At 67.0% G+C, this 24,915-nt stretch carries 33 protein-coding genes; 31 read left to right on the top strand and 2 right to left on the bottom strand.

What is annotated here, in order from left to right:
• From AC1DSC_RS27540 to AC1DSC_RS27470, 15 genes are all read left to right on the top strand, one after another.
• The coding region (locus AC1DSC_RS27540; protein ID WP_478084152.1) for an EF-Tu C-terminal domain-related protein at window positions 1-145 on the top strand (145 nt) is incomplete at its 5' end.
• A 21-nt stretch (window positions 146-166) separates the two neighbouring features.
• Window positions 167-481, top strand: coding sequence for a 30S ribosomal protein S10 (rpsJ, locus tag AC1DSC_RS27535; protein WP_007838118.1), 315 nt, complete (start codon window positions 167-169; stop codon window positions 479-481).
• Window positions 482-626: 145 nt separating this feature from the next.
• Window positions 627-2,207 carry a hypothetical protein gene (locus AC1DSC_RS27530; RefSeq protein WP_062364244.1) on the top strand — a complete coding sequence of 527 codons (1,581 nt, stop codon included), beginning with the start codon at window positions 627-629 and terminating at the stop codon, window positions 2,205-2,207.
• 17 nt (window positions 2,208-2,224) lie between these two features.
• Entirely contained in the window at window positions 2,225-2,776 is a 552-nt protein-coding gene (locus tag AC1DSC_RS27525; RefSeq protein ID WP_436288175.1) for a hypothetical protein, read from the top strand.
• Between the two features lie 255 nt (window positions 2,777-3,031).
• Window positions 3,032-3,712, top strand: coding sequence for a 50S ribosomal protein L3 (rplC, locus tag AC1DSC_RS27520; RefSeq protein ID WP_015867667.1), 681 nt, complete (start codon window positions 3,032-3,034; stop codon window positions 3,710-3,712).
• Window positions 3,712-4,332, top strand: a complete 621-nt coding sequence (gene rplD / locus AC1DSC_RS27515) for a 50S ribosomal protein L4 (RefSeq protein ID WP_013543942.1) — start codon at window positions 3,712-3,714, stop codon at window positions 4,330-4,332. Before rplC ends, rplD begins: the two co-directional genes overlap by 1 nt.
• Window positions 4,329-4,664 (top strand): 50S ribosomal protein L23, encoded by a 336-nt coding sequence (gene rplW / locus AC1DSC_RS27510; protein ID WP_007838129.1) that lies wholly within the window; start codon window positions 4,329-4,331, stop codon window positions 4,662-4,664. Before rplD ends, rplW begins: the two co-directional genes overlap by 4 nt.
• A 2-nt stretch (window positions 4,665-4,666) precedes the next feature.
• Window positions 4,667-5,491, top strand: a complete 825-nt coding sequence (rplB, locus tag AC1DSC_RS27505; RefSeq protein WP_015867666.1) for a 50S ribosomal protein L2 — start codon at window positions 4,667-4,669, stop codon at window positions 5,489-5,491.
• Between the two features lie 10 nt (window positions 5,492-5,501).
• Window positions 5,502-5,780 carry a 30S ribosomal protein S19 gene (gene rpsS / locus AC1DSC_RS27500; RefSeq protein WP_007838132.1) on the top strand — a complete coding sequence of 93 codons (279 nt, stop codon included), beginning with the start codon at window positions 5,502-5,504 and terminating at the stop codon, window positions 5,778-5,780.
• A gap of 9 nt (window positions 5,781-5,789) precedes the next feature.
• A complete protein-coding gene (rplV, locus tag AC1DSC_RS27495) occupies window positions 5,790-6,122 on the top strand; it encodes a 50S ribosomal protein L22 (RefSeq protein WP_007838134.1) in 333 nt (110 codons plus the stop codon).
• Window positions 6,123-6,139: 17 nt separating this feature from the next.
• Window positions 6,140-7,066, top strand: coding sequence for a 30S ribosomal protein S3 (gene rpsC / locus AC1DSC_RS27490; protein WP_015867665.1), 927 nt, complete (start codon window positions 6,140-6,142; stop codon window positions 7,064-7,066).
• A gap of 28 nt (window positions 7,067-7,094) precedes the next feature.
• Entirely contained in the window at window positions 7,095-7,511 is a 417-nt protein-coding gene (rplP, locus tag AC1DSC_RS27485; RefSeq protein ID WP_015867664.1) for a 50S ribosomal protein L16, read from the top strand.
• 55 nt (window positions 7,512-7,566) lie between these two features.
• Window positions 7,567-7,776 carry a 50S ribosomal protein L29 gene (gene rpmC, locus AC1DSC_RS27480; RefSeq protein WP_026284221.1) on the top strand — a complete coding sequence of 70 codons (210 nt, stop codon included), beginning with the start codon at window positions 7,567-7,569 and terminating at the stop codon, window positions 7,774-7,776.
• A 9-nt stretch (window positions 7,777-7,785) separates the two neighbouring features.
• Window positions 7,786-8,055 (top strand): 30S ribosomal protein S17, encoded by a 270-nt coding sequence (gene rpsQ, locus AC1DSC_RS27475; RefSeq protein ID WP_015867662.1) that lies wholly within the window; start codon window positions 7,786-7,788, stop codon window positions 8,053-8,055.
• A 94-nt stretch (window positions 8,056-8,149) separates the two neighbouring features.
• Window positions 8,150-8,656, top strand: coding sequence for a peroxiredoxin (locus tag AC1DSC_RS27470; RefSeq protein WP_015867661.1), 507 nt, complete (start codon window positions 8,150-8,152; stop codon window positions 8,654-8,656).
• 12 nt (window positions 8,657-8,668) lie between these two features.
• Here AC1DSC_RS27470 and AC1DSC_RS27465 read toward each other — a convergent pair whose 3' ends face one another.
• Entirely contained in the window at window positions 8,669-9,256 is a 588-nt protein-coding gene (locus AC1DSC_RS27465) for a GNAT family N-acetyltransferase (RefSeq protein WP_015867660.1), read from the bottom strand.
• 202 nt (window positions 9,257-9,458) lie between these two features.
• Window positions 9,459-9,956, bottom strand: a complete 498-nt coding sequence (locus tag AC1DSC_RS27460; protein WP_018906536.1) for a TlpA disulfide reductase family protein — start codon at window positions 9,954-9,956, stop codon at window positions 9,459-9,461.
• 89 nt (window positions 9,957-10,045) lie between these two features.
• Here AC1DSC_RS27460 and AC1DSC_RS27455 point away from each other — a divergent pair, with 89 nt between their 5' ends.
• The 16 genes from AC1DSC_RS27455 (at window position 10,046) to AC1DSC_RS27380 (ending at window position 24,896) form a co-directional block, all read left to right on the top strand.
• A complete protein-coding gene (locus AC1DSC_RS27455; protein ID WP_015867658.1) occupies window positions 10,046-10,588 on the top strand; it encodes a hypothetical protein in 543 nt (180 codons plus the stop codon).
• Window positions 10,585-11,832 carry an MFS transporter gene (locus AC1DSC_RS27450; RefSeq protein ID WP_436288174.1) on the top strand — a complete coding sequence of 416 codons (1,248 nt, stop codon included), beginning with the start codon at window positions 10,585-10,587 and terminating at the stop codon, window positions 11,830-11,832. Before AC1DSC_RS27455 ends, AC1DSC_RS27450 begins: the two co-directional genes overlap by 4 nt.
• Complete coding sequence (locus tag AC1DSC_RS27445; RefSeq protein ID WP_015867656.1) at window positions 11,829-12,284, top strand: PTS sugar transporter subunit IIA; 456 nt, start codon at window positions 11,829-11,831, stop codon at window positions 12,282-12,284. Before AC1DSC_RS27450 ends, AC1DSC_RS27445 begins: the two co-directional genes overlap by 4 nt.
• The gene (locus AC1DSC_RS27440; protein WP_015867655.1) at window positions 12,253-12,522 is read left to right on the top strand and encodes an HPr family phosphocarrier protein; all 270 of its coding nucleotides are present in this window, start codon (window positions 12,253-12,255) and stop codon (window positions 12,520-12,522) included. The genes AC1DSC_RS27445 and AC1DSC_RS27440 overlap by 32 nt, the downstream gene beginning before the upstream one ends.
• 10 nt (window positions 12,523-12,532) lie before the next feature.
• A complete protein-coding gene (gene ptsP, locus AC1DSC_RS27435; RefSeq protein WP_015867654.1) occupies window positions 12,533-14,329 on the top strand; it encodes a phosphoenolpyruvate--protein phosphotransferase in 1,797 nt (598 codons plus the stop codon).
• 136 nt (window positions 14,330-14,465) lie between these two features.
• On the top strand, window positions 14,466-14,837 hold the full coding sequence (locus AC1DSC_RS27430) for a hypothetical protein (protein ID WP_015867653.1): 372 nt from the start codon (window positions 14,466-14,468) through the stop codon (window positions 14,835-14,837).
• Between the two features lie 42 nt (window positions 14,838-14,879).
• On the top strand, window positions 14,880-15,347 hold the full coding sequence (locus AC1DSC_RS27425) for a Spy/CpxP family protein refolding chaperone (RefSeq protein ID WP_015867652.1): 468 nt from the start codon (window positions 14,880-14,882) through the stop codon (window positions 15,345-15,347).
• On the top strand, window positions 15,340-15,840 hold the full coding sequence (locus AC1DSC_RS27420; RefSeq protein ID WP_015867651.1) for a DUF4260 domain-containing protein: 501 nt from the start codon (window positions 15,340-15,342) through the stop codon (window positions 15,838-15,840). The genes AC1DSC_RS27425 and AC1DSC_RS27420 overlap by 8 nt, the downstream gene beginning before the upstream one ends.
• Window positions 15,834-16,241 (top strand): hypothetical protein, encoded by a 408-nt coding sequence (locus AC1DSC_RS27415; protein ID WP_018906539.1) that lies wholly within the window; start codon window positions 15,834-15,836, stop codon window positions 16,239-16,241. Before AC1DSC_RS27420 ends, AC1DSC_RS27415 begins: the two co-directional genes overlap by 7 nt.
• A 50-nt stretch (window positions 16,242-16,291) precedes the next feature.
• Window positions 16,292-16,990 (top strand): response regulator transcription factor, encoded by a 699-nt coding sequence (locus AC1DSC_RS27410; protein ID WP_026284223.1) that lies wholly within the window; start codon window positions 16,292-16,294, stop codon window positions 16,988-16,990.
• Window positions 16,987-18,384: a HAMP domain-containing sensor histidine kinase gene (locus AC1DSC_RS27405; RefSeq protein WP_436288173.1), complete on the top strand. Its 1,398-nt coding sequence runs from the start codon at window positions 16,987-16,989 to the stop codon at window positions 18,382-18,384. The genes AC1DSC_RS27410 and AC1DSC_RS27405 overlap by 4 nt, the downstream gene beginning before the upstream one ends.
• Window positions 18,385-18,487: 103 nt before the next feature.
• Window positions 18,488-19,531 carry an NADP-dependent oxidoreductase gene (locus tag AC1DSC_RS27400; RefSeq protein ID WP_436288172.1) on the top strand — a complete coding sequence of 348 codons (1,044 nt, stop codon included), beginning with the start codon at window positions 18,488-18,490 and terminating at the stop codon, window positions 19,529-19,531.
• 158 nt (window positions 19,532-19,689) lie between these two features.
• Window positions 19,690-20,244 carry a fimbrial protein gene (locus AC1DSC_RS27395; RefSeq protein ID WP_436288171.1) on the top strand — a complete coding sequence of 185 codons (555 nt, stop codon included), beginning with the start codon at window positions 19,690-19,692 and terminating at the stop codon, window positions 20,242-20,244.
• Between the two features lie 160 nt (window positions 20,245-20,404).
• Entirely contained in the window at window positions 20,405-21,199 is a 795-nt protein-coding gene (locus AC1DSC_RS27390) for a fimbrial biogenesis chaperone (RefSeq protein ID WP_436288170.1), read from the top strand.
• Window positions 21,200-21,219: 20 nt separating this feature from the next.
• Window positions 21,220-23,883 carry a fimbria/pilus outer membrane usher protein gene (locus AC1DSC_RS27385; protein WP_436288169.1) on the top strand — a complete coding sequence of 888 codons (2,664 nt, stop codon included), beginning with the start codon at window positions 21,220-21,222 and terminating at the stop codon, window positions 23,881-23,883.
• Window positions 23,880-24,896, top strand: coding sequence for a fimbrial protein (locus tag AC1DSC_RS27380; RefSeq protein WP_436300946.1), 1,017 nt, complete (start codon window positions 23,880-23,882; stop codon window positions 24,894-24,896). The genes AC1DSC_RS27385 and AC1DSC_RS27380 overlap by 4 nt, the downstream gene beginning before the upstream one ends.
• The last annotated feature ends 19 nt before the right edge of the window (window positions 24,897-24,915 follow it).

Below are 24,915 nucleotides of genomic sequence, written 5' to 3'. Positions count from 1 at the left end.
GGAAATGGTCATGCCTGGCGACAACGTCAGCATCACCGTGAAGCTGATCAACCCGATCGCGATGGAAGAAGGCCTGCGCTTCGCCATCCGCGAAGGCGGCCGCACCGTGGGTTCGGGCGTCGTGGCAAAGATCCTCGACATCTAAGCCGCACGCAAAGGAATCACCATGGCTACCAAGCAAAAAATCCGCATCCGCCTGAAGGCGTTCGACTACAAGCTGATCGACCAGTCGGCAGCCGAAATCGTTGATACCGCCAAGCGCACCGGCGCGATCGTCAAGGGCCCCGTGCCCCTGCCGACCCGCATGAAGCGTTTCGACATCCTGCGTTCGCCGCACGTCAACAAGACTTCGCGCGACCAGCTCGAGATCCGCACGCACCAGCGCCTGATGGACATCGTCGACCCGACCGACAAGACCGTGGACGCGCTGATGAAGCTCGACCTGCCGGCCGGCGTGGATGTCGAGATCAAGCTGCAGTAAACCAGCCTCGCGCTGCGTTTCCTGAGAAGCCCGCTTGCAGAAATGCAAGCGGGCTTTTTCATTTGTCTTCCAACTGTGGCATCCTCGCGCACCGGTGTTCTTCGGGGCCAGCGGGGCCGGGGCTGAAACGAGGGCAGTACAAGCTATGAGCTACAAGAACTCTTCTGCATGGATCGTGGCATGTGTTGCCGTGGCGCTGCTGGCCGGCTGCGGTGGCGGAGGCGGGGGAGGTGGTGGCGGCGGCTTCGCCGGCTTCCCGCTGCCGGTGGCGGGTCCGGTCACCCTGAGCGGCACGGCCACCTATGAATCCGTGCCGAATCCGAACGGCACCCTCGTCTATGCCAGCTCGGCGCCCAGGCCCGTGCGAGGGGCCAGTGTGGAAGTGCTCAATGCGGCAACGTCCGCGCCACTGGCCACGGCCACCACCGACGACAACGGCGCCTATGCGGTGTCCGTGCCCGCGAACACGGCGATCGCGGTGCGGGTCAAGGCGCAGCTGGTCCGAAGCGGCCCGGGCGCAAGCTGGGATGTGACGGTGCGCGACAACACGCGCTCCAGTGGCCTCTACACCATGCAGAGCCCCGCCTTCTCGTCGGGCGTGGCCGCCTCGGTGCGCGACCTCCATGCACCTTCGGGCTGGGGTGGTTCGAGCTACACGGGGGACCGGGTGGCGGCGCCCTTTGCCATCCTCGATACGGTCTACACCGCCATGCAGAAGGTGGTCTCGGCGGCGCCTGCAACGGCATTTCCGGCCTTGCGCGTGTTCTGGAGCATCAACAATGCGCCGTCCCCCGGCAGCGTCGCGGCGGGGCAGATCGGCACCACCTTCTTCGTCGACAGGGGCAGCAACGGCCGCGAAATCTATGTGCTGGGCAAGGAAGACGTCGATACCGATGAATACGACACCTCGGTGATTGCCCACGAGTGGGGGCACTACTACCAGTCCTCCTTCAGCCGCGACGACTCGATGGGCGGGGACCACAGCCAGAGCCAGCGTACCGATCGCCGGCTCGCGTTCTCGGAAGGCTGGGGCAATGCCTGGTCGGGCATTGCGCTCGGGCGCCGGAACTATGTCGATTCGGGCGGGGCGCAACAGGCGTCCGTCCGGGAGAGCATCAACATCGACCTTTCCGCCGGTGCGGCAACCCAGCCGGGCTGGTACCGCGAGACCTCGATCCAGTCGATCTTCTGGAATCTCAACCAGCAGGTGGGCTTCAAGCCGATCCACGACACGCTGACCGGCTTCCAGTTCAGGAGCGGCGCGGCCGTCACCTCGATCCATCCTTTCTCGGCGGCCTTCAACGCGACCGCGCCGGGCAGCGCTTCGGCCCTGGCCACCCTGCTGGGCGGGCAGGGCATCAACGCGACGGACAACGATCCGTTCGGCGGCGCCGAAACCAACGACGGCGCAATTCCGGTTGCGATCCCGATGTACAGGGTGGCGACCGTGGGCGGCGCCGTGACCCAGGCCTGCGTCTCCAACGACGCCGGCACGGGCAACAAGCTCGGCAACTTCTCCTATGTCCGCTTCACCGCGCCTGCCAACCGCAGCTACCAGATTGTCGTGAATGGCGGTCCGGCGGGATCCAACCCCGATTTCGACATCTTCAGGGGCGGCCTGGTTGCCCGAACCGGCAATACGGTCAGCCTGTCGGCTGGCGAGTACGTTCTGGCAGTGACGGACCGCAGCAGTCTCGACGCATGCTTCAACGTCTCCATTCAGTAGTAGCAAGAAAGGCCGCCATGAACATCCGATCGAATTCGATGATGGCCCTCGCGTGCCTCGTGTGCCCCGCACTGGCAATGCTGTCGGTACCGGCCGCGGCAGACGGCGACCCCGGGTCGCGCAGCGCCAGGCATGCAGCGTCGCAGCAGCAGCGCCAGGCCGCCCCCATGACCACGGCGCCGCAAAAGCCCGGCGGCGCCGGCGTCAAGCTCGAATACCGGCTCGACGCCACGCCGCGAGTGGGCCAGGCCACGCCTGTCGTGCTGCAATTCGACGGCGTGACCGACGCCGAGGGTGCCACGGTCCGCCTGAGCGCCGACAAGGGGCTGGCCCTCCAGGGAAGCAGCACCCTCGCGCTGCCGGCCGGCAAGCGGACCACGGCCACCGTCGTCGTGGTGAGCGAGGCCGAGGGGCTGGCCTACCTCAACGTGTTCATCAGGCACGGCGGCGCCTCGAGCGCGGTTTCGGTCCCCATCCAGACCGGCACGGCCGCGCCGACCTTGAAATCCAGCGGCGAAATGAAGTCCACGCCGGGTGGCGACAGCATCATCACGATGCCCGTCAAATAGGCCGGAAGCAGTAAAAAAGCGGCCCAAGACAGGGGGCAGGCGCCCTCCGGGCCGCCTCGCAATGCAGCTTGCACTGCGCCCGCATCGCGGGCTATAATCGCTGGCTCTGCCCTTCGTGCGTCCATTCGGGCGCCTTGAGAGCGGAGATTTATCAACCTTCCTTCGCAGGCCGGGTACCCCCAGGGGAATCTGCCAAACGCTGTCGCCAATTGAAGTGGCAGCGGCGAGGGGAGTTTCCATTTTTGGAGAAAACAAATGAGTCTGAGCAACTCCCTCGGGTTGCTGGGCCGCAAGGTGGGGATGATGCGTCTCTTCACCGATGACGGGGACGCAGTTCCTGTCACGGTGGTGGATGTGTCCAACAACCGTGTGACCCAGATCAAGTCGCAAGAGACCGACGGCTACGTCGCACTGCAAGTGACGTTCGGTTCGCGCAAGGCATCGCGCGTGACCAAGCCCCAAGCCGGCCACCTCGCCAAGGCGGGTGTCGAAGCTGGTGAAATCATCCGCGAATTCCGCGTGACCGCCGATACCGCAGGCCAGCACAAGGCTGGCGCCGTGATCGCCGCGAGCAGCGTGTTCTCGGTGGGCCAGAAGGTCGACGTGCAAGGCACCTCGATCGGCAAGGGCTACGCCGGCACCATCAAGCGCCACAACATGAGCTCGCAGCGCGCGTCGCACGGCAACAGCCGTTCGCACAACGTTCCCGGCTCGATCGGCATGGCACAAGACCCCGGTCGCGTGTTCCCCGGCAAGCGCATGACGGGCCACCTCGGCGACGTCACCAAGACCACGCAGAACCTCGATGTCTTCCGCATCGACGAAGCGCGTCAACTGTTGCTCATCAAGGGCGCGATCCCGGGTTCGAAGGGTGGCTTCGTCACCGTGCGTCCCGCCATCAAGGCCAAGCCGCAAGCGGCTGAAGGAGCGAAGTAATGCAACTCGAACTCCTGAACGAACAAGGCCAGGCCGCGTCGAAATACGATGCCCCCGAGACCGTGTTCGGCCGTGACTACAACGAAGACCTGGTCCACCAGATCGTCGTTGCATTCCAGGCCAACGCCCGCCAAGGCACGCGCGCCCAGAAGGACCGCGAGCAGGTCAAGCACTCGACCAAGAAGCCTTTCAAGCAAAAGGGAACGGGCCGCGCCCGTGCCGGTATGACGTCCTCGCCGCTGTGGCGCGGGGGTGGCCGGATCTTCCCGAACATGCCTGACGAAAACTTCTCGCAGAAGATCAACAAGAAGATGTACCGCGCCGGCATGGCCGCCATCTTCTCGCAGCTCGCTCGCGAAGGCCGTCTGGCCGTGGTGGATTCGCTGACCGTGGATTCGCCCAAGACGAAGCCGCTGGCAGCCCGTTTCAAGGCGATGAATCTCGAGTCCGTGCTCGTGATCGCCGAAGAAGTCGACGAAAACCTGTACCTTGCCTCGCGCAATCTGGTGAACATTCTCGTGGTCGAACCCCGCTACGCCGATCCGGTGTCGCTGGTCCACTACAAGAAGGTGCTGGTCACCAAGGGTGCCGTCGACAAGCTCAAGGAGATGTTCGCATGAGCCGCGTGAACCCTACCGCCGCTGAACGTACGTTCGAAGAAGGCCGCCTGATGGCGGTGCTGGTCGCCCCGATCGTGTCCGAAAAGGCCACGATGGTCGGCGAGAAGTCGAACGCTGTCACTTTCAAGGTGCTGCAAGACGCCACCAAGCCCGAGATCAAGGCCGCTGTCGAACTGATGTTCAAGGTCGAAGTCCAGGGCGTGTCGGTGCTCAACACCAAGGGCAAGACCAAGCGCTTTGGCAAGTCCATCGGCCGCCGCGACAACGTTCGCAAGGCCTATGTGACCCTGAAGCCCGGTCAAGAGCTCAACCTCGTCGGGGAAGGCGCTTAATCATGGCCGTCATCAAGATGAAACCCACTTCGCCGGGCCAACGCGGCGCGGTGAAGATCTCGCGGGACCACCTGTTCAAGGGTGCTCCTCACGCGCCTCTGCTGGAACCCCAGTTCCAGAAGGCCGGCCGCAACAACAACGGCCACATCACGATCCGTCATCGTGGCGGCGGTGCCAAGCACCACTACCGCGTTGTCGACTTCGTGCGCAACAAGGACGGCATCCCGGCCAAGGTCGAACGCATCGAATACGACCCGAACCGCACCGCCCACATTGCCCTGGTCTGCTACGCCGACGGCGAGCGCCGCTACATCATCGCCCCGCGCGGTCTTGAGGCTGGTGCAACGCTGCTGAGCGGTTCGGAAGCCCCGATCCGCGCCGGCAACACGCTGCCGATCCGCAACATTCCGGTCGGCTCGACGATCCACTGCATCGAACTGCAACCCGGCAAGGGCGCGCAGATCGCGCGTTCGGCCGGCACGTCGGCCACGCTGCTGGCTCGCGAAGGCGTCTACGCCCAGGTCCGCATGCGTTCGGGTGAGGTGCGCCGCATCCACATCGAATGCCGCGCCACCATCGGTGAAGTCGCGAACGAAGAGCACAGCCTGCGCCAGCTCGGCAAGGCCGGTGTGAAGCGTCACATGGGTATTCGCCCGACCGTTCGCGGCGTGGTGATGAATCCTGTCGACCACCCGCACGGTGGTGGCGAAGGCAAGACCGGCGAAGGCCGCCATCCTGTCGACCCATGGGGCAACCTGACCAAGGGCTACCGTACCCGTAACAACAAGCGCACGCAGGTCTTCATCGTGTCGCGCCGCAAGAAGTAAGGGATAGCAAATGACTCGCTCTCTCAAAAAGGGTCCGTTTGTTGACCATCACCTCGTGGCCAAGGCCGACAAGGCCGTGACGACGAAGGACAAGAAGCCGATCAAGACCTGGTCGCGCCGCTCGATGGTCCTGCCCGAGTTCATCGGCCTGACCATTGCCGTGCACAACGGCAAGCAGCACGTGCCTGTCTACATCACCGACCAGATGGTCGGCCACAAGCTCGGCGAATTTGCGCTCACGCGCACGTTCAAGGGGCACCCCGCGGACAAGAAAGTCCAGAAGAAGTAAGGAACGACCATGTCTGAAACACGTGCAGTCCTCCGCGGTGTCCGCCTCTCGGTCGACAAGGGCCGTCTGGTCGCTGACCTGATCCGCGGCAAGAAGGTTGATCAAGCGCTCAACGTCCTGCAATTCACGCAGAAGAAGGCCGCTGTGATCATCAAGAAGGTGCTCGAGTCGGCAATTGCCAACGCCGAGCACAACGATGGCGCCGATATCGACGAACTGAAGGTCAAGACCATCTACGTCGAACAGGGCGCAACGCTCAAGCGCTTCACGGCGCGAGCCAAGGGTCGCGGTAACCGCATCAGCAAGCCCACGTGCCATGTGTACGTGACGGTTGGCAACTAAGAACGCCTGGAAGAAATATGGGACAGAAAATCCATCCGACCGGCTTCCGCCTTGCGGTTACCCGTAACTGGTCCAGCCGCTGGTACGCAAGCGACCGCGATTTCGCGGGCATGCTGGCCGAAGACATCAAGGTCCGCGAATACCTCAAGAAGAAGCTGAAGAACGCTTCGGTGTCGCGCGTCATGATCGAGCGTCCCGCCAAGAACGCACGCATCACGATCTACTCGGCTCGTCCGGGCGTCGTGATCGGCAAGAAGGGCGAAGACATCGAGAACCTCAAGCGCGAACTGGGCAAGCAGCTCGGCGTGCCGGTGGCAGTGAACATCGAAGAAGTGCGCAAGCCCGAAATCGATGCCCAGCTGATCGCCGACAGCATCACGCAGCAGCTCGAAAAGCGGATCATGTTCCGCCGCGCCATGAAGCGCGCCATGCAGAACGCCATGCGTCTGGGTGCCCAGGGCATCAAGATCATGTCGGCTGGCCGCCTGAACGGCATCGAAATTGCCCGTACCGAGTGGTACCGCGAAGGCCGCGTGCCCCTCCACACGCTGCGCGCCGACATCGACTACGGCACCTCGGAAGCCAAGACCACCTACGGCGTCATCGGCGTCAAGGTCTGGGTCTACAAGGGCGACACGCTGGGCCGCAACGACCTGCCGGCCGTCGAAACGCCGCGTCCGGACGACGAGCGTCGTCCGCGTGGTCCGCGCCGCGATGGCCGCCCGGGTGGCGACCGTCCGGGTTCGGACCGTCGTGGTCCCGGCCCGCGCGCCGGTGCCCGTGGCCCGATCGGTGGCAACACCGCCCCGGCCGACGGCAGCGACAAGCCCGCAGAAGCCACTGGCGCAGCTCCCGCTGCTCCGGGTGCAGACTCGAAACCCGCCGTTAAGCGCGTCCGCAAAGCCGCGCCAGCTGCAGCAGCTGACGGTGCCAAGACCGAGTGATCGGTCTTAGAACTACGGAGTATTAAAAATGCTGCAACCTGCACGCAGAAAGTTCCGCAAGGAACAAAAGGGCCGCAACACCGGCGTCGCAACCCGGGGCAACTCGGTTGCCTTCGGTGACTTCGGTCTCAAATGCACCGACCGCGGCCGCCTCACGGCGCGCCAGATCGAAGCCGCTCGCCGCGCGATTTCGCGTCACGTGAAGCGCGGTGGCCGTATCTGGATCCGCGTGTTCCCGGACAAGCCGATCTCTACCAAGCCCGCCGAAGTGCGGATGGGTAACGGTAAGGGCAACCCCGAGTACTACGTCGCTGAAATCCAGCCTGGCAAGATCGTGTTCGAGATCGTCGGCGTGCCCGAAGAACTCGCCCGCGAAGCGTTCCGCCTGGCCGCCGCCAAGCTTCCGCTGCGTACGACCTTCGTCGCTCGCCAGCTCGGCGCCTGAGAGGAGAACATCCATGGCAACACGTAAGAAAAAAGAAACCGCGGCTCCGGCCAAGGTGACCAAGGCTGCAACCCTGCGCACGAAGGACGTCGCAGGCCTGCAAGCCGAAATCAAGGACCTGCAGAAGGCCCATTTCGGCCTGCGCATGCAGAAAGCCACGCAACAGCTGTCGAACACCTCGACGCTGCGCGTGACGCGCCGCGACATCGCGCGCGCCAAGACCATTCTTGCTCAGAAGCAGCAAGAAACCCAAGCCGCCAAGTAAGGAGTGAACATGACGGAAGCTAAAAAATCCCTCAAGCGCACCTTGATCGGCAAGGTGGTCAGCGACAAGCGTGCCAAGACCGTGACCGTGCTGGTCGAGCGCCGTGTGAAGCACGAGCTCTACGGCAAGATCGTGGCCAAGACGAGCAAGTACCACGCCCACGACGAAAAGGGCGAGTACAAGCTGGGCGACACCATCGAGATCACGGAAAGCCGTCCGATCTCCAAGACCAAGAACTGGGTCGTGACCCGCCTGGTCGAGAAGGCCGTGCTGGTCTGATCACCGGCTGATCGACCTCGGGAAGCCTCTTGAAGGCAACCCATCCGGAAACGGCCCACAATGTGGGCCGTTTTTCTTTTTCAGGAGCACTCAGATGATCAAAGTCGGCGACACCCTTCCTTCGGCAACCCTGCAGGAATATTCCGAGGTCGAAGGCGAAGGCTGCAGCATCGGCCCGAACCCGGTGGACGTGAGCAAGGCCACGGCCGGCAAGACCATTGCGCTGTTCGCGCTGCCGGGCGCCTTCACGCCCACCTGCTCGGCCAAGCACGTGCCCGGCTATGTGCAGCACTACGACGACTTCAAGGCCGCCGGCGTTGACGAGATCTGGTGCGTGAGCGTGAACGACGCCTTCGTGATGGGCGCCTGGGCGCGCGACCAGAAGACCGGCGCCAAGGTGCGCATGCTGGCCGACGGCAGCGCCGATTTCGCCAAGGCCACCGGCCTCACGCTCGACCTGACCGGCCGCGGCATGGGCCTGCGCAGCAACCGCTATTCGATGCTCGTGAAGGACGGCAAGGTGGCCACGCTGAACGTCGAGGCACCGGGCAAGTTCGAGGTCAGCAATGCCGAGACGCTGCTGGCCCAGGCCCGCGGCTGACGGCTGAGCTGCCTAAAGGTCCACCTTGAGGTAGTGCGCGCCCGCGATCGGGTTGTGATAGTAGGGCGGCACTTCCTCGAAACCCAGGTCTTCGTAGAGCGCGCGGGCCGATTCCATGTCGTCCAGCGTGTCGAGCAGCACGCAGGCATAGCCTGCGCCGCGCGCGGCGTCGAGGATGGCTTCGGCGAGCTGCCGCCCGACGCCCAGCCCCCGAAAGCCGGGCCGCACGAACAGCCGCTTCATCTCTGCGGCATTGGCGTAGTCGGTGTTGTCGAGCGGGCGCAGCGCGCAGCAGCCGGCCACGTGCGCCAGCGTGCCGTTGGCGCGCATGAGGGTCGGTGCGCGTTGCCCGGCTTCCTCCTTGATGTGGGCGGCATCGACCAGCGCGAGCAGCAGGGCGCCGCGCGGCTCGGCGTAGTCGCCTGGCAGCGTGGCGACCTCTTCCTCGAAATTCTGGAAGCACAGGTCGATGTCCAGCGAGGCGGCGTAGTCGCGGAAGATCGCGCGCGCCGCATCGAGTTCGGCGGGTTCCTCCGGCGTCAGGAGCACGACGGCTGGCGTGTCGGCCAGCGGCAGCGGGCGTGAAACCGAAAAGCTCATACGCGCAGCGATGAGATCCAGTAGGCCATGCCTGCGCATGCGGCGAACAGGATCGGTGCGGGCTCACGCGAGGCGGCCACGGGAGAGTCGGTCATCGAAGGGGCGGGGTGCGCAAGAACTGCGGAAGGCGCAGATTAGCAAAGTCCGGGCCGAAGCATGCTTCGGGTTGTTGCTATGCGTTCGCCCCTGCACCTCGTGCGGATCAAGCCTCGGCGAGCAGTTTCTCAATCAGCTTGTGGAGCTCGGCGAAATCGGGTTCGCCCACATAGCGCTTCACGATCTCGCCCTTCTTGTTGACCAGGTAGGTGGTGGGCGTGAGCTTCACGTCGCCCCAGGCCTGGGCCACGCTGCCGGTGTTGTCGATCGCCACCTTGAACGGCAGCTTGCGGGTCTCGGCAAAGTTGACGACGTAGCTTGGCGGGTCGTAGCTCATGGCCACGGCCAGCGTGTCGTAGCCCTTGGACTTGTACTTGTCGTAGGTGGCAATGACCTTGGGCATTTCCGCCACGCAGGTCACGCAGCTGGTGGCCCAGAAGTTCACCAGGGTGACCTTGCCCTTCAGGTCGTTGGTGCTTTTCTTGCTGCCGTCGAGCAGCACGAAGGTCGAGGCCGGTGCCTCGGTGGTGCCGGAACCCAGGTACACCCCCACGCCTGCGGCCAATGCAAGGGCGACTGCGGCGACGGCGATGTATTTTTTCATGGCAGCGGATGGAGAGGGGCCGGCCGATTTTAGTTCCGCCGGCCGGATCGTGCCGGCGGGCGTGCGGGCGGCTCGATAATGGCTTTCCGATGCCATCGTCCGACTCCCGTTTCCGGCCCGCGCTGGCCGCAGCCGCCACGCTCGCGCTTGCCGCCTGCAGCCCCACCTTCAACTGGCGCGAGGTGCCGATTGCCGACGACGGCCTGGTCGTCCTCCTGCCCTGCAAGGCGGACCGCGCCGACCGCGCCTTGCCGCTCGGCGCCGAGTCGGTGCAGGTCGACATGGCGGGCTGCGAGACCGGCGGTGCGACCTTCGCGGTGGCCCATGCCTCGGCCGAGAGCCCGGCGCAGGCCGAGGCCTGGCTCCGGGCGTGGCGCGCTGCCACCCGCAGCCAGTTGGGCGAGGCGCAGATGACCGAAGCCCCTGCCGTACTGAAACGCGCGATCGCGGCGCCCGCGCCGGTGCGGCTCGATGCCCAGCCGCCGCAAAAGGGCGCCGCGCCGGTCCAGGTGCTCTGGTTCGCCCAGTCGAAGAAGAACGGCGGTGTCGCGCTCTACCAGGCCACCGTGCTCGGCCGCCCCTCCGCGCCCGAGGCGGCGACCACCTTCTTCGAGGGCCTGCGTCTCCCATGAGCGGCGGCCTGCTTGCCGGACGGCGGCGCATCGCCACCGTCTTCCTGGCCTTTGCCTTCGCCTATTTCCTTTCGACGCTGGTGCGCGCCATCACGGCCACGCTGTCGCCCGCGCTCACCGCCGAGTTCGGACTCGAGTCGCGCGACCTTGGATTGCTCGCGGGCGGCTATTTCCTGGGTTTCGCGTTCACGCAGCTGCCCATGGGCACCTGGCTCGACCGCCATGGGCCCAAGCGCGTGATCGTCTGCTTCCTGTCTGCCGCGGTGGCCGGCTGCCTTTTGTTTTCGGTGGCCACGCATTTCTGGCTGCTGCTGGCGGCGCGCGTGCTCACCGGCGTCGGCGTGAGCGCCTGCCTGATGGCGCCGCTCACCGGCTACCGGCGCTGGCTGACGCCGCCCATGCAGCTGCGCAGCAATTCGTGGATGCTGATGGTGGGCTCCTTCGGCCTGGTCGGCGCGACCTTGCCGGTGCAGTGGCTCATGCCCTACCTCGGCTGGCGGCCGCTGTTCTGGCTGCTGGCGGCGGGCGCGCTCGTGTCGATGGTGCTGATCGCATGGGCCGCGCCGGCATGGCATGACGGCGCCGCCACCCGGGAAAAGAACCAGGGCGGAGGCAGCTATGCGGCCGTGTGGCGCGATCCCTTCTTCCGCAAGCTCGCGCCGATCGGCTTCTTCAACTACGGCGGCTTCGTCGCGATGCAGACGCTCTGGGTCGTGCCATGGCTCACGCGCGTGGCGGGCTACACGCCCCAGGAGGCCGCCGGCGCGCTGTTCTGGATCAGCATCGCGCTGCTCGCCACCTATGGGCTCTGGGGCATGGTCAATCCGCGGCTCGCGCACCGCGGCATTCCCGCCGCCCGGCTGCTGGCCTGGGGCATGCCGCTCGGGATGCTCGTGCTTGCTCTGGTTTTGATAGCTGGCCCGGCGGCGGGGACGATGGCCTGGGTGGTCTTCCTGTGCGTTTCCACCGTTGTCACGCTGGCCCAGCCCGCCGTCGCCCTGGCCTTGCCGACTGCGCTCGCGGGTCGCGCGCTGTCGGCCTACAACCTGGTGGTCTTTGCAGGCGTATTTGTCGTGCAGTGGGGCATCGGCCTGCTGATCGACCTGTTCGCCAGCGCCGGGCTCGACCAGGCGGCGTCATTCCGTGCGGCGCTGTCCGTTTTACTCGCCTGCTGCGTTATGTCGTATGTCTACTTCCTTTGGGCGCCCCCGCATAATCGGTGCGTAGTCCCCCGACCCGCATGAACAGCATCCTCATCATCGCCCACTCACCGTTCGCGCAGGCGCTGCGGCGGTGCGCGCTGCATGTGTTCCCCGATTGCGAACAGGCCATCGTCGCACTCGACGTGCTGCCCAACGTGTCGCCCGAAGAAACGCTGGCGGCAGCCCGCATCACGCTCGAGCAGCAGCTCAATGCACCGCGCTCGCAGGTGCTGGTGCTGGCCGACGTGTTCGGCGCGACGCCCTGCAACGTGGCGCAGAAGCTGGTGGACGGCGTCCGCTCGCGGCTGGTGGCGGGCGTCAACCTGCCGATGCTGCTGCGCGCGGTGACCTACCGCCACGAGCCGCTCGAGACGCTGGTGCAGCGCGCCATCGCGGGCGGCACCGCGGGCGTCATGCAGGTGGCGGTGGCGGCACCCCAGAACCAGGCGAAGAGAAAGCACAGTGATCAAGAAATCCGTGACCATCAGCAATAAGCTGGGCCTCCATGCGCGCGCATCGGCCAAGCTCACCAAGATCGCAGGCAGCTTTCCCTGCGAGGTGTGGCTCTCGCGCGGCGACCGCCGCATCAATGCCAAGAGCATCATGGGCGTCATGATGCTGGCCGCCGGGCTCGGCTCGACCGTCGAACTCGAGACCAACGGCCCGCAGGAAGAAGAGGCGATGGATGCCCTCGTCCAGCTGATGAACGACAAGTTCGGCGAAGGCGAGTAAGGGAGCCCCCATGACCTTCGCAGTCCACGGCCTCCCCGTCGCCCGTGGCATTGCCATTGGCCGCGCGGTGCTGGTGGTGTCCAGCCGCATCGACGTGGCCCACTACTTCATCAAGCCCGAGGAAGTGGAGACCGAGATCGACCGGGTGCGCATGGCCCGCAATGCGGTGGCCGACGAGCTTGCCAAGCTGCAGGCCAGCGTCGCGCTGATGGGCCCCAACGATGCGCCGCACGAGCTCGCCGCGCTGCTCGAGGTGCACCAGATGCTGCTGCAGGACGAGGCGCTCACCGGCGGCGTCAAGCACTGGATCACCGACCGGCTCTACAACGCCGAGTGGGCGCTGACCACGCAGCTCGAAATCATCGCGCGCCAGTTCGACGAGATGGAGGACGAGTACCTGCGCGAGCGCAAGGCCGACCTCGAGCAGGTGGTCGAGCGGCTGCTGCACCGCATGAAGGGCACGGCCGCGGTGCTGGCGCCGAGCCCGCCGCGCCGCAAGCGCCCCGCGGCCGAGGAAGACGACGACCCCACCGCCGGCGACGGCATCGACGCGCCGCTGGTGCTGATCGCGCATGACCTGTCGCCGGCCGACATGCTCCAGTTCAAGAAGAGCGTGTTCGCCGGCTTCGTGACCGACGTGGGCGGGCGCACCTCGCACACCGCGATCGTCGCGCGCAGCATGGACATTCCGGCCGTGGTGGGCGCGCGCACCGCGAGCCAGCTGGTGCGCCAGGACGACTGGGTGATCATCGACGGCGATGCCGGCGTGGTGATCGTCGATCCCTCGCCGATCATCCTGGCCGAGTACGGCTTCAAGCAGCGCCAGGGCGACCTGGAGCGCGGCCGGCTCGCACGCCTGCGCCACAAGCCCGCGGTGACGCTCGACGGCCAGCGCGTCGAGTTGCTCGCCAACATCGAGATGCCCGAGGACACCGTGGGTGCCGTCAAGGCCGGCGCAGTGGGCGTCGGGCTGTTCCGCAGCGAGTTCCTCTTCATGGGCCGCGAGTCGCAGCACCAGACCCGCCTGCCCGACGAGGAAGAGCAATACCAGGCCTACAAGCGCGCGGTCGAAGGCATGCAGGGCATGCCGGTCACCATCCGCACCATCGACGTGGGCGCCGACAAGCCGCTCGACGGCAAGGCCGTCAGCAAGCAGGAGCACCTGAATCCCGCGCTCGGCCTGCGCGCCATCCGCTGGAGCCTGGCCGACCCGGCGATGTTCCTCACGCAGCTGCGCGCGATCCTGCGCGCGGCGGCGCACGGCGAGATCCACCTGCTGATTCCCATGCTCGCGCACGTCAGCGAGATCCGCCAGACGCTGTCGCTGATCGACTTCGCGCGCTCGGAGCTCGACAGCCGCGGCGCCGTGTACGGCAAGGTGAAGCTCGGCGCGATGATCGAGATTCCCGCCGCCGCGCTCACGCTCAAGACCTTCCTGAAGTACTTCGACTTCCTGTCGATCGGCACCAACGACCTGATCCAGTACACGCTGGCCATCGACCGCGCCGACGAGGCCGTGGCCCACCTCTACGACCCGGCCCATCCCGCAGTGCTCCGGCTGGTGGCCGACACCATTGCCGAATGCCGCCGCCAGGGCAAGAGCGTGGCCGTGTGCGGCGAGATGGCGGGCGACGTGGCCTTCACGCGCCTCTTGCTCGGCCTCGGACTGCGCAGCTTCTCGATGCATCCGTCGCGCATCCTCGCCGTCAAGCAGGAGGTGCTGCGCGCGGACACCGGCAAGCTCGAGGAATGGGCCAAGGGCGTGCTCGAGTCGGACGATCCGGCGTCGGTGCTGGCCGGAAATTAGTTCTTACTATTTCAATCCGCTCAGAGGCAGGGCGGAGTCGAAATAAAACGAAACACGCCGAAACTGCGGCGAAAGGACTTGCAGACGCGTCGCAAGCACCATCAGGTCTCCTCTTCCACTACAGAAAGGCCTGACCATGAAATCCCTCTCCCTGACCCAAGTCGTTGCCATCGGCTCCTTCGCGCTGCTCGCTGCAGCCGGTGCCAAGGCCGAATCCTACGAAGGCGTCCAGCCGCTCGCCTCGGCCAAGAGCCGCGCCGAAGTCAACGCCGAAGCCGCTCGCACGGCTTCCGCACCGGACCAGAACGTCGTGCGCGGCTCGCGCGGCGCCGAGACCATGGCCGTTTCCAGAGACCGCGCAGGCGTCGTCTTCGAAGCCATGCGCACCGCCGCCGCACCCGACCAGAACGTGACCTCGGGTTCGCGCGTGAACAGCAAGGTCGTCTCGACCCTGCAGAACCCCGTCGATGCACGTGCCGCAGCCGCCGGCAACAGCAACAGGCTCTAAGACCCACGCCCGCAGGGCACTCCGCGGGCCGCAAGGAACATCATGAAACACTGGATCAAACGCACTCTCTTCGGTTTCGCCGGCCTTGCGGTGGTGGCGGGCAGCATTGCCGGCTGCGCCGGCCATCGGCACGGCTGGGGCAGCGGCGATTCCGCCGAGTTCCGCACCAGGATGGTCGAACGCGTCGGCAGCAAGCTGGAGCTCGACGCCTCGCAGAAGCAGAAGCTCACGGTGCTGGCCGAGAAGCTGCAGGCGCAGCGCGAAGCCATGCGCGGCGCGGGCGGGGCGGGCGATCCGCGTTCGCAGTTCAAGGCGCTGTTCGCGGGCAACAAGCTCGACCAGGCGGCCGCCACGCGGCTCGTCGACGAGAAGACCTCGGCCGTGCGCAACGGCAGCCCGGAAATCATCGCCGCCGCCGCCGATTTCTTCGACAGCCTGAACGCCGCGCAGCAGCAGAAGGTGCGTGACTTCATGGATCGCGGCGGACGCCGCTGGCGCCATCATGGCTAGGCTTGGCTCGCCCCCGGGCTTCGCGCACTTCGTGTCGCTTCGCCACCTCCCTGCCAGGGGGCGATACCTTCGGCCCGCCGAAGCCGGTTCCGCGGCATCCCCCGAGCAGGCCGTGGCCGCGGCGGGCGGCGTGCGCGCGCTGCTGCGGCTCGAAGGCGCCGTGGTGCTGGGCGCGGCGCTCGCCGCCTACGCGCAGTTCGGCGCGGGTTGGGGCGTGTTCGCGCTCTGGCTGCTCGTGCCCGATCTGTCGCTGCTGGGCTACCTCGCGGGCCCGCGCACGGGCGCGGCGCTCTACAACGCCGCGCACTCGTACGTCGGCCCGGTGCTGCTGCTGGCGCTCGGCGTACTCGCGGCCATGCCCTGGGCGGTGGCCGGCAGCCTGATCTGGCTGGCCCACATCGGCGTCGACCGTGCGCTGGGCTACGGGCTCAAGTACGCGGCGGGCTTCGCTGCCACCCACCTGGGCCGCATCGGCAGGGCCGATCCATGGTGAGCGACGCGTCCATGCGCAGCGGCCGCAGCGCTTCCCCCGCCGTGCACGCGCCGGCCGCGCGCGCATGGATGCTGGCGGAGGCGTCCATGCTCGGCCTCGCGTCGACGGTGCACGCGGGGTTGCTGGTGTCCGGCTACGCGCATGCCGCGGCCCGCAATGCCGAGGCGGTGATAGCCACCGTGCTGGTGCTGGCCTCGGCCGCGACCTGGCTGCGTCCCCATCATGCGCGCCGCGCCGCCATCATCGGCCAGGGCTTCGCGCTGCTGGGCACGCTGGTCGGGCTCGGCACCATCATCGCGGGCATCGGTCCGCGCACGGTGCCCGACGTGGTCTACCACGCGCTGCTGCTCTGCGTTCTCGTGGCGGGCCTGGCCTGGGCGGTGCGATGCCGGCGGGCCTGATGGTCGGCGAGGTCATTCGCCACCTTCTTGTCAGGAGGCACAATCCCGCCATGCCGCGCATCCTGCTGATCGACGACGACGAACATCTCGCCGCGCCGCTGACCACCTACTTCGCCCGCTTCGGCTACACGCTGGAGAGCGCGGTGCGCCCGAGCGAAGGGCTCGCCAAATTGCGCGCGGGCCCGTTCGACGCGGCGATCCTCGACGTGATGCTGCCCGAGATGGACGGCTTTGCGCTGTGCCGCGAGATCCGCAAGGAGAGCGACATTCCCATCGTGATGCTCACCGCGCGCGGCGAGGTGATGGACCGCGTGGTCGGCCTCGAGCTGGGCGCCGACGACTACGTGCCCAAGCCCTTCGAGCCGCGCGAGCTGGTGGCGCGCGTGCAGACCATCCTGCGCCGCCAGCGCAGCACGCCGGCGGCGGCCAACGGCAACGGCACCCAGCACCGCGTGTTCGACGGGCTGTCGATCGACCTCGACCGGCGTCAGGTGCTGCGCCATGGCGAGCGCGTGGAGCTCACCGGCACCGAGTTCGAACTGCTCGCGCTGCTGGCGGCCGAGCCCGGCAAGGTGTTCAGCCGCGACGACATCCTGAACCGCCTGCGCGGCCACGAGGCCGAGCTCTACACCCGGGCCGTCGACATCGTGGTGAGCCGCCTGCGCAAGAAGCTCGAGCCGCTGGACTGCATCAAGACGCTGCGCAATGCCGGCTATGCGCTGGCCGTCGCGCGCAGCGAGCCTGCATGAGGCGCAGGCGGCGGAGTTTGCGCGAGGCGCTGCACGGGATCGCATCGCGCCGCGCGGAGCTGCACAGGCAATGGCATGCGCAGTGGCACGAGAAGGTGCAGGGCAAGCGCCGCTGGCGCCGCTCGCTGCGCATACGGCTGGTCATGATGTTCGTGATGCTGGCGCTGGTGATGGCGGCGGTGTTCATGGGCGGCATGAAGAAGTCCTTTTCCACCGGCTGGGCCGAGGCCGCCAAGCCGATGCTGGTCGACTATGCCGACCGGCTCGTCGCCGAGATCGGCACGCCGCCCGACGTGGCGCGCGCGGAGGCGCTGGTCGCCCGGCTGCCGATCACGATCCGCATCACCGGCCCCAAGGTCAACTGGGACTCCAACCCCGGCGGCAGCAATGGCCGCGGCGGCTGGATGCACGACCGCGACGAAGAACCCTGGAACGACAAGTGGTTCGTCCGCCCGACCGCGGATGGCCACCGCGTCATCTTCGGCTGGTCGCCCAGGCTCTGGCAGCTCGCGCCGCGCATCGTCGGCTGGGCCACGCTCTGCGCGCTGCTGCTGCTCGTGGTGCTGGGCTATGCCTATGTCAGCCGGCTGCTGCGGCCGCTGATCGACATCCGCGAAGGCGCGCAGCGCTTCGGCCGCGGCGAGTTCACGCAGCCGATCCCGATCCGCCGCAACGACGACCTGGGCGACCTTGCCGAGCACATCAACACCATGGCCGACGACATCCAGGCCATGCTCGATGCCAAGCGCGGGCTGCTGCTGGCGTTGAGCCACGAACTGCGCTCACCGCTCACGCGCGCCCGGCTCAATGCCGAGCTGCTGCCGGCCACGCCCGAAAGCCAGGCCGAGCGCGAGGCGCTGCTGCGCGACTTGAACGAGATGCGCGACCTGATCAGCGACCTGCTCGAGAGCGAGCGGCTCGCAAGCCCGCACGTGGCGCTGCAGCGCGAGCCGGTCGACCTGGCGGCGCTGGTGCGCGAGGTGGCGGCCGAGATGCCGGGCGCCCCGCAGGTGCACCTGGACCTGGCCGAGGGACTGCCGCCGCACGCCGTCGACCGCATGCGCATCCGCCTGCTGGTGCGCAACCTGCTGGACAACGCCTTGCGCTACAGCACCGATGCGCCCCGCCCGCCCTGCGTGTCGCTGCGCGCCGTGGTCGACGGGCCGGCGCAGGGCGTGGAGATCGAGGTCCGCGACCACGGCCCCGGCGTCGACGAGGCCCAGCTCGAACGCCTGACCGAGGCCTTCTATCGCACCGACAGTGCGCGCGCGCGCGCCACCGGCGGCGTCGGGCTGGGCATGTACCTTTGCCGGCTGATCGCCGAGGCCCACGGCGGCAGCCTCGCGGTGCACAACGCGAATCCGGGCCTGCGGATCGTGGTTCGCCTGGCCTGAGCGGCTGGCGGCAGGGCGCGGTGCTGTCGCCTGCGCTACGGCCAACGGCGCCGCGCGCCGCTAGCATGGCGCCGCAACAACGACCTTTCCAAGGAGACCTCCCATGGCCGAAACGCCCGTCAATCACCAGGTCAGGCTCGCCAAGCGGCCCGAGGGCGCGGCAACGCGCGAACACTGGCAGTTCACCACCGAACCGGTCGGCGAGCCCGCCGAGGGCGGTGTGCTGGTCAAGACCCTTTCGCTCTCGCTCGACCCCGCCATGCGCGGCTGGCTCAACGACGCCAAGAGCTACATCGCGCCGGTGGAAATCGGCGCCGTGATGCGCGCCGGCGGCATCGGCCGCGTCATCGCGTCGAAGAATCCGGACTTCGCGGTCGGCGACACGGTCTACGGCACGCTGGGCGTGCAGGAATACATGCTCGTGCCCCGGGAAGAGATCAAGCGCAACGGGCTCGCCAAGATCGACCTGCGCGCCGGCACCATCCACCAGTGGCTCAACGTGCTCGGCATGCCGGGCATGACCGGCTACTTCGGGCTGATGGACGTGGGCCAGCCCAAGGCGGGCGAAACGGTGGTCATCTCCGGTGCCGCGGGCGCCGTGGGACAGACCGTCGGGCAGCTCGCCAAGATCAAGGGCTGCCGCGTGGTCGGCATCGCCGGCGGCCAGGCCAAGTGCGACTGGGTGGTGAAGGAGCTGGGCTTCGACGCCTGCATCGACTACAAGGCCGGCGCGGGTGCCGTGCGCGACGGCCTCAAGGCGCATTGCCCCAAGGGCGTGGACATCTACTTCGACAACGTCGGCGGCGAGATCCTCGACGCGGTGCTCGCGCGGCTCGCGCGCAAGGCCCGCGTGATCATCTGCGGTGCCATCAGCCAGTACAACAACGCCAACAGCATGCCCGCGGCCGGCCCCCGCAACTACCTGAGCCTGCTGGTGAACCGCGCGCGGATGGAAGGCATCGTGGTGTTCGACTACGCGGACCGCTTCCCCATTGCCGTGGCCGAGCTGGCCGGCTACCTCAGGGACGGCCGCATGAAGAGCAAGGAAGACGTGGTCGTGGGGCTCGACACCTTCCCCGAGGCGCTGAACCGGCTGTTCAGCGGCAAGAACTTCGGCAAGCTGGTGCTGCAGGTGGCGGAGGCTTAGCCCTGCCCGGTTCGTGATGTAAGTCTCGGATGTTGGGGTAGGGAGTGTCAACTATCGTCAATTGCCGATAGACGGTGTTCTTTTGCATCTTTGTGTGAATAAGCTGCGCACTGCCTTGCACAAGCAAGCGCATTCACATCAATCCAGGGAACGCAAAAATGCAAAAGACCGTATTCGTCAAGTTCGCAGCGCTGGCCGTCGCCGGCGTGTTGTCGCAAGCCGCCTTCGCCGCCGATGGCACCATCAATTTCACCGGTGAAATCGTCGATACGCCTTGCTCGATCTCGCCCAACAGCCAGAACCTGACCGTGCCGCTCGGCAAGGTGACGCGCAACGCGTTCGGTGGCACCGCTGGCACCGCGGTCATTGGCACGAAGGCCACGCCCGCCAGGTTCACCATCGACCTGCTCGGCTGCGGCGCGACCGCCAAGGGCGCCACCGTGACCTTCTCGGGCACCGCCGACCTCGATGACGCCACCAACCTGCGCTTGGCCAATGCCGGCCAAGTGGGCGTGGGCTCCGCCTCGGGCGTGGCCATCGAACTCGGCGATTCCGCCGGCACCAAGATCGCCCTGGGTTCGCCGTCGGCCGACTACATCCTGGGCCTGGGCGACAACTCGCTGAAGTTCCAGGCAGCCTATGTGGCGACCAAGACGGCCGTGACGGTCGGCCCGGCCAACGCGGTCGCGCAGTTCACGGTGGCCTACAAGTAAGCCGCCGGCGGCCACGGCCGCCCTTGCCCGCGCCGCGCCGGAACCCCAAGGTCCGGCCGGCGCAGCCAGATCCCCTTTTTCTTTTTTCCTCGGCGCCTCGATGCGCCGCGGTGCCGGGCTGCGCGCGCCATGCGTCCGCCCGCCAAGGATTTCTCTTCCTATGTGCAGCAACAATCGCCTTCGGTGGGCTTTCGCCATCCTGCTGATGCTGGGCTTCCAGTGGCCCGCCGCAGCGGGCGTGATGCTCGGCGGCACGCGCGTGATCCTCGGCGAGAAGGACCGCGAAGCCTCCATCCCGGTGAAGAACACCGGCACCTCGCCCTACGTGGTCCAGGCCTGGATCGATGCCGGCGAAGGCAGGAACAAGACGCCGCTGATCGTCACGCCGCCGCTGTCGCGGCTCGACCCCGGCATGGAAAACATCCTGCGCATCATGCGCGTAGGTGGCGAGCTGCCGGCCGACCGCGAGTCGGTGTTCTGGCTCAACGTCAAGGAAATTCCCGAGAAGTCGAAGGAAGAGAACGTGCTGCAGATCGCGGTGCGCAGCCGCATCAAGCTGTTCTACCGCCCCGCGAAGCTCGCCGGCAAGCCCGAGGAATCGCGCGCGCAGCTCAAGTGGGCCGTCAGCGCCGGCGCGCAAGGCCAGGGCGCCGTGCTCAAGGTCGGCAACCCCACGGCCTATAACGTGACCTTCACCGCGTTGAACATCAACAGCGGCCAGCAACTGATCAATGCCGACATGGTGCCGCCCTTCGGCGAGATGGCGTATCCGCTGAGCGCGGTCAAGGCGCCGCAGGCGATCCAGGTCGACTTCACCACGCTCAACGACTATGGCGGCGAGACGCCCGAAGAGCGGGTGCAAGTACCGGCGGGTGCAGAGCCGGTGGCCGTGAAGGCCGAACTGGTGCCTCCGCCTGCGCCTTCTGCGCCCGCCGCCGACGGCGCCAAGCGCTGAGACGCAAGGACCGTATCACCATGCGTCATTCGCCACCTGCGCTTCGTGCGCCGTTCCGGCTGACTCTGTGCGCAGCCCTGCTGGGCGCGTTCGGCATCCCCGGCCATGCGCAGCAGCAGTTGGCCGGCTCCAGCTTCAATGAGGAATTCCTCGGCATCGGCGGCGACCAGCCGCATGCCGACCTCTCGCTCTTCTCCTTCGGCAACCGCGTGCTCGCAGGCAAGTACATGGTTGACGTGTCGCTCAACGAGCGCGGCGCGGGGCAGACCGAAATCCGCTTCGCCGCGAAAGACGGCAAGCATGACGCCGAGCCTTGCCTCACGCGCGGCATGCTCGATGCATGGGGCGTCAACGTGGCGGTGTTTCCCGAACTCGCGGGCGCCGCGGACGAGGCCTGCATCGACCTGCTCAAGGTCATTCCCGATGCGGCCGTGAGCTACGACGCGGGCAAGCAGCGCCTGTTCGTCAGCATTCCGCAGGCGGCGCTCAAGCGATCGGCGCGCGGCGCGGTCGGCCCCGAGAAATGGGACCGGGGCATCACCGCCGGCATGCTCGACTACCAGCTCAACTTCGCGCGCTACAGCGGCAACAACTACCGCAACGACGCGAGTCCCTTCGCCTTGCCGCAGAACGTGTTCGACGGCAACCCCTTCGTCGACCGCAACAAGGCCCTGCAGCGCAACACCCTGTTCGCGGGCCTGCGCGCCGGCTTCAACCATGGCGACTGGCGCTTTCGCCACTTCTCGACCTACAACCGCGGCATCGACGGCCAGAGCCGCTGGCAGGGCATCAACACCTATGCGCAGCGCGACCTGGCCTCGATCAACGGGCGGCTACTGATCGGCGACGGCAACACGCCGGGCAACTTCTTCGACAGCCTGCCATTCCGCGGCGTGCAGCTGTCGTCCGACGACGCGATGCTGCCCGACAGCCAGCAGGGCTACGCGCCCACCATCCGCGGCGTGGCGCAGACCAATGCGCGCGTGACGGTGCGCCAGAACGGCTATGTGGTCTACAGCACCTTCGTGGCGCCGGGCCCGTTCGTCATCGACGACCTGTACCCCACTGCTTCGAGCGGTGACCTCGAAGTGACCATTGCCGAGGCCGACGGCCGCCAGACCCGATACACGCAGGCCTTCTCGGCCGTGCCTACGCTGCTGCGCGAAGGCACCTGGCGCTATTCGGCCACCGTCGGCAGGTACCGCAACGGCTATGGCAACGGCAACGGCAGCGTGCTCGGCGCGCGGTCTTCGCTCTCGCAGCCGGTCTTCATGCAGACCACGCTGGCGCGCGGGCTGGGCAACGAGTTCTCGCTCTACGGCGGCCTGCTGATGGCAAACATGTACCAGTCGCTGCTCGCAGGCGTGGGCAAGAACCTGCGCGACTTCGGCGCCGTGTCGGTCGACCTGTCGAGCGCGCGCACCACCGGCCGCTCGCCGGGCCACGGCCAGGAGACCTACGACGGCCAGTCGGTGCGCTTCCTCTATTCGAAGTCGTTCCTCGCCTCGGGCACCAATTTCCGCGTGGCCGGCTACCGCTACTCGACCAGCGGCTACCGCACCTTCCAGGAGGCGGTGCAGATGCAGGACCTGCGGTCTTTCGAGTCGTTCCACAGCCGCCGCAACGAAGTGCGCTTCGAGCTTTCGCAGCAGATCGGCGACTGGGGCAGCGTGTTCGCGTCCGCACGCCAGCAGAGCTACTGGGGCACCAGCGCGAAGGACCGGCTGGTGCAGGTGGGCTACTCGGGCAACTACAAGCAGTTCGGCTACAGCGCCTTCTACAACCACACCACCAGCCTGAACCGCGCGCCGGTGCGCCAGGTGATGTTCACACTGAGCATTCCGCTCGGCGACACCCGCGCCAGCGCGCAGTACGCCCTCACCCGCGACAGCACCGGCCGCGTCAACCAGCAGGCCAGCGTCTACGGCTCGGCCTTCGACGACAGCCGCCTCAGCTACAACCTGACGGCCGGCGGCGCCAACCAAGGCGGCGGCAGCAGCGGCAGTGCGAGCGCGAGCTACCTGTCGCCCGTGGGCCGCTTCGATGCCGGCCACTCGCAGGGCCGCGGCTATGGCCAGAGCACCTTCGGCGTGTCGGGCGGCGTGCTGGTCCACGGCGGCGGTGTCACGCTGTCGCAGCCGCTCGGCGAGACCATCGGGCTGGTGCAGGCGCCCAAGGCGGGCGGCGTGGGCTTTGAATCGCAGCCCGGCGTGGCGACCGACTGGGCCGGCAACGCGGTCATCCCCAACCTCACGCCCTACCGCCTGAACCGCCTGGCCATCCGCACCGCCGACCTGGGCGACACGGTGGAAGTGAAGAACGCCGCCACCGAGGTGGTGCCCACGCGCGGCGCCGTGGTGGCCGCGAAGTTCGAGACCTCGGTGGGCTTCCGCCTGCTGATGGTGCTGAGCGACGCAAAGGGCCGCCCGCTGCCGCTGGGTTCCAAGATCGAGAACGAGGCCGGCCAGGAGGTCGGCATCGTCGGCCCCGATGGGCAGGCCTTCGTGACCGGCGCGGGCAACAGCGGACAGCTGACCGTGCGATGGGGTTTGGACAAGGCCGACCAGTGCGTGGTGCCCTACAGCCTGCCCGACGAAAAGAACCCGCCGCCGATCCGCGAGCTCAACGGCCAATGCGCCGCCGCAGCCGCACCGGTCACAGCACAACCGAAGGGAGCGGAATGAGCCGCAGCCAACCAATGCGCGCAATGAAGGCCGTGCGCAGTTCCATGCGCTTCGCCGTGCCGGCCTTTGCGTTGATGCTCGGCGTACAGGGCGCGTGGGCGGAGTGCTTCGTCACACCGGGCTACGTTGAAAAGACAGTCAACATGACGATGGGCCGCATCATCATTCCCAACGATGCGGCGATCGGCACGATGTTCAAGTCGCAGCTTTTCCCGCTGCCCTCGGCTGCCATCAACAAGCCCTGGACCTGCGTGGGCGGAGGTCTCGTGAAGGGCGTGATGCTGCAGGGCGCCGAGGTGCCGGGCTACGACCATGTGTTCACCACCGCGGTGCCCGGCATAGGCATCCGTCTGTCGCGCTACTTCAGCGACACCGCGGTCACCTATTACCCGCACGACCTTTCGACCCCCAACGACTTCGGCAACTTCGACCCGGCGTCGCGCTTCCAGGTCGAGCTGTTCAAGATCGGGACCATCACGGGCAGCGGTCCGCTCGCACGGGGCACCTACACCCGGTACTACAGCGTGGCGGACAACAAGTCGGTGCTCACCACCTACCTGCTGGGCGAAGGCATCACCATCATCACGCCCTCATGCTCGGTGGACCTCGGCTCGCGCAACATCCTGGTGGAATTCGGCAAGGTGCCGCTGAGAAACTTCAAGGGCAGAGGCACAACCACGGGCGACCGCAGGTTCAACATCAAGCTCAATTGCAAGGCCGGGCAGAACGCGCAGAGCACCGTCTACCTGCGCATGGACGCGACACCGGACCCCTCGAACGAGCAGGGGGTACTGAAGGTCACGCAGGCCGGCCCGAGCACCGCGACCGGCGTGGGCATCCAGTTGGTCGACGACCAGGCCGTGCCTGTGAAGTTCGGCGAAAACGCGCTGGTGGGGCCGTCGAAGAACGGCGATTACGTGCTGACCTACACGGCGCGCTACTTCCAGACCGGCGCCACCGTGACGCCCGGCCGCGCCGACGGCACGGCCACCTTCACGCTCGATTACAAGTAACCGGCGCGGGGCACTCGCC

This window comes from Variovorax sp. 01N425 (assembly GCF_056399465.1).
Note: the sequence above shows the minus strand (reverse complement) of the source record. Positions and strands in the feature narration are given on the sequence as shown.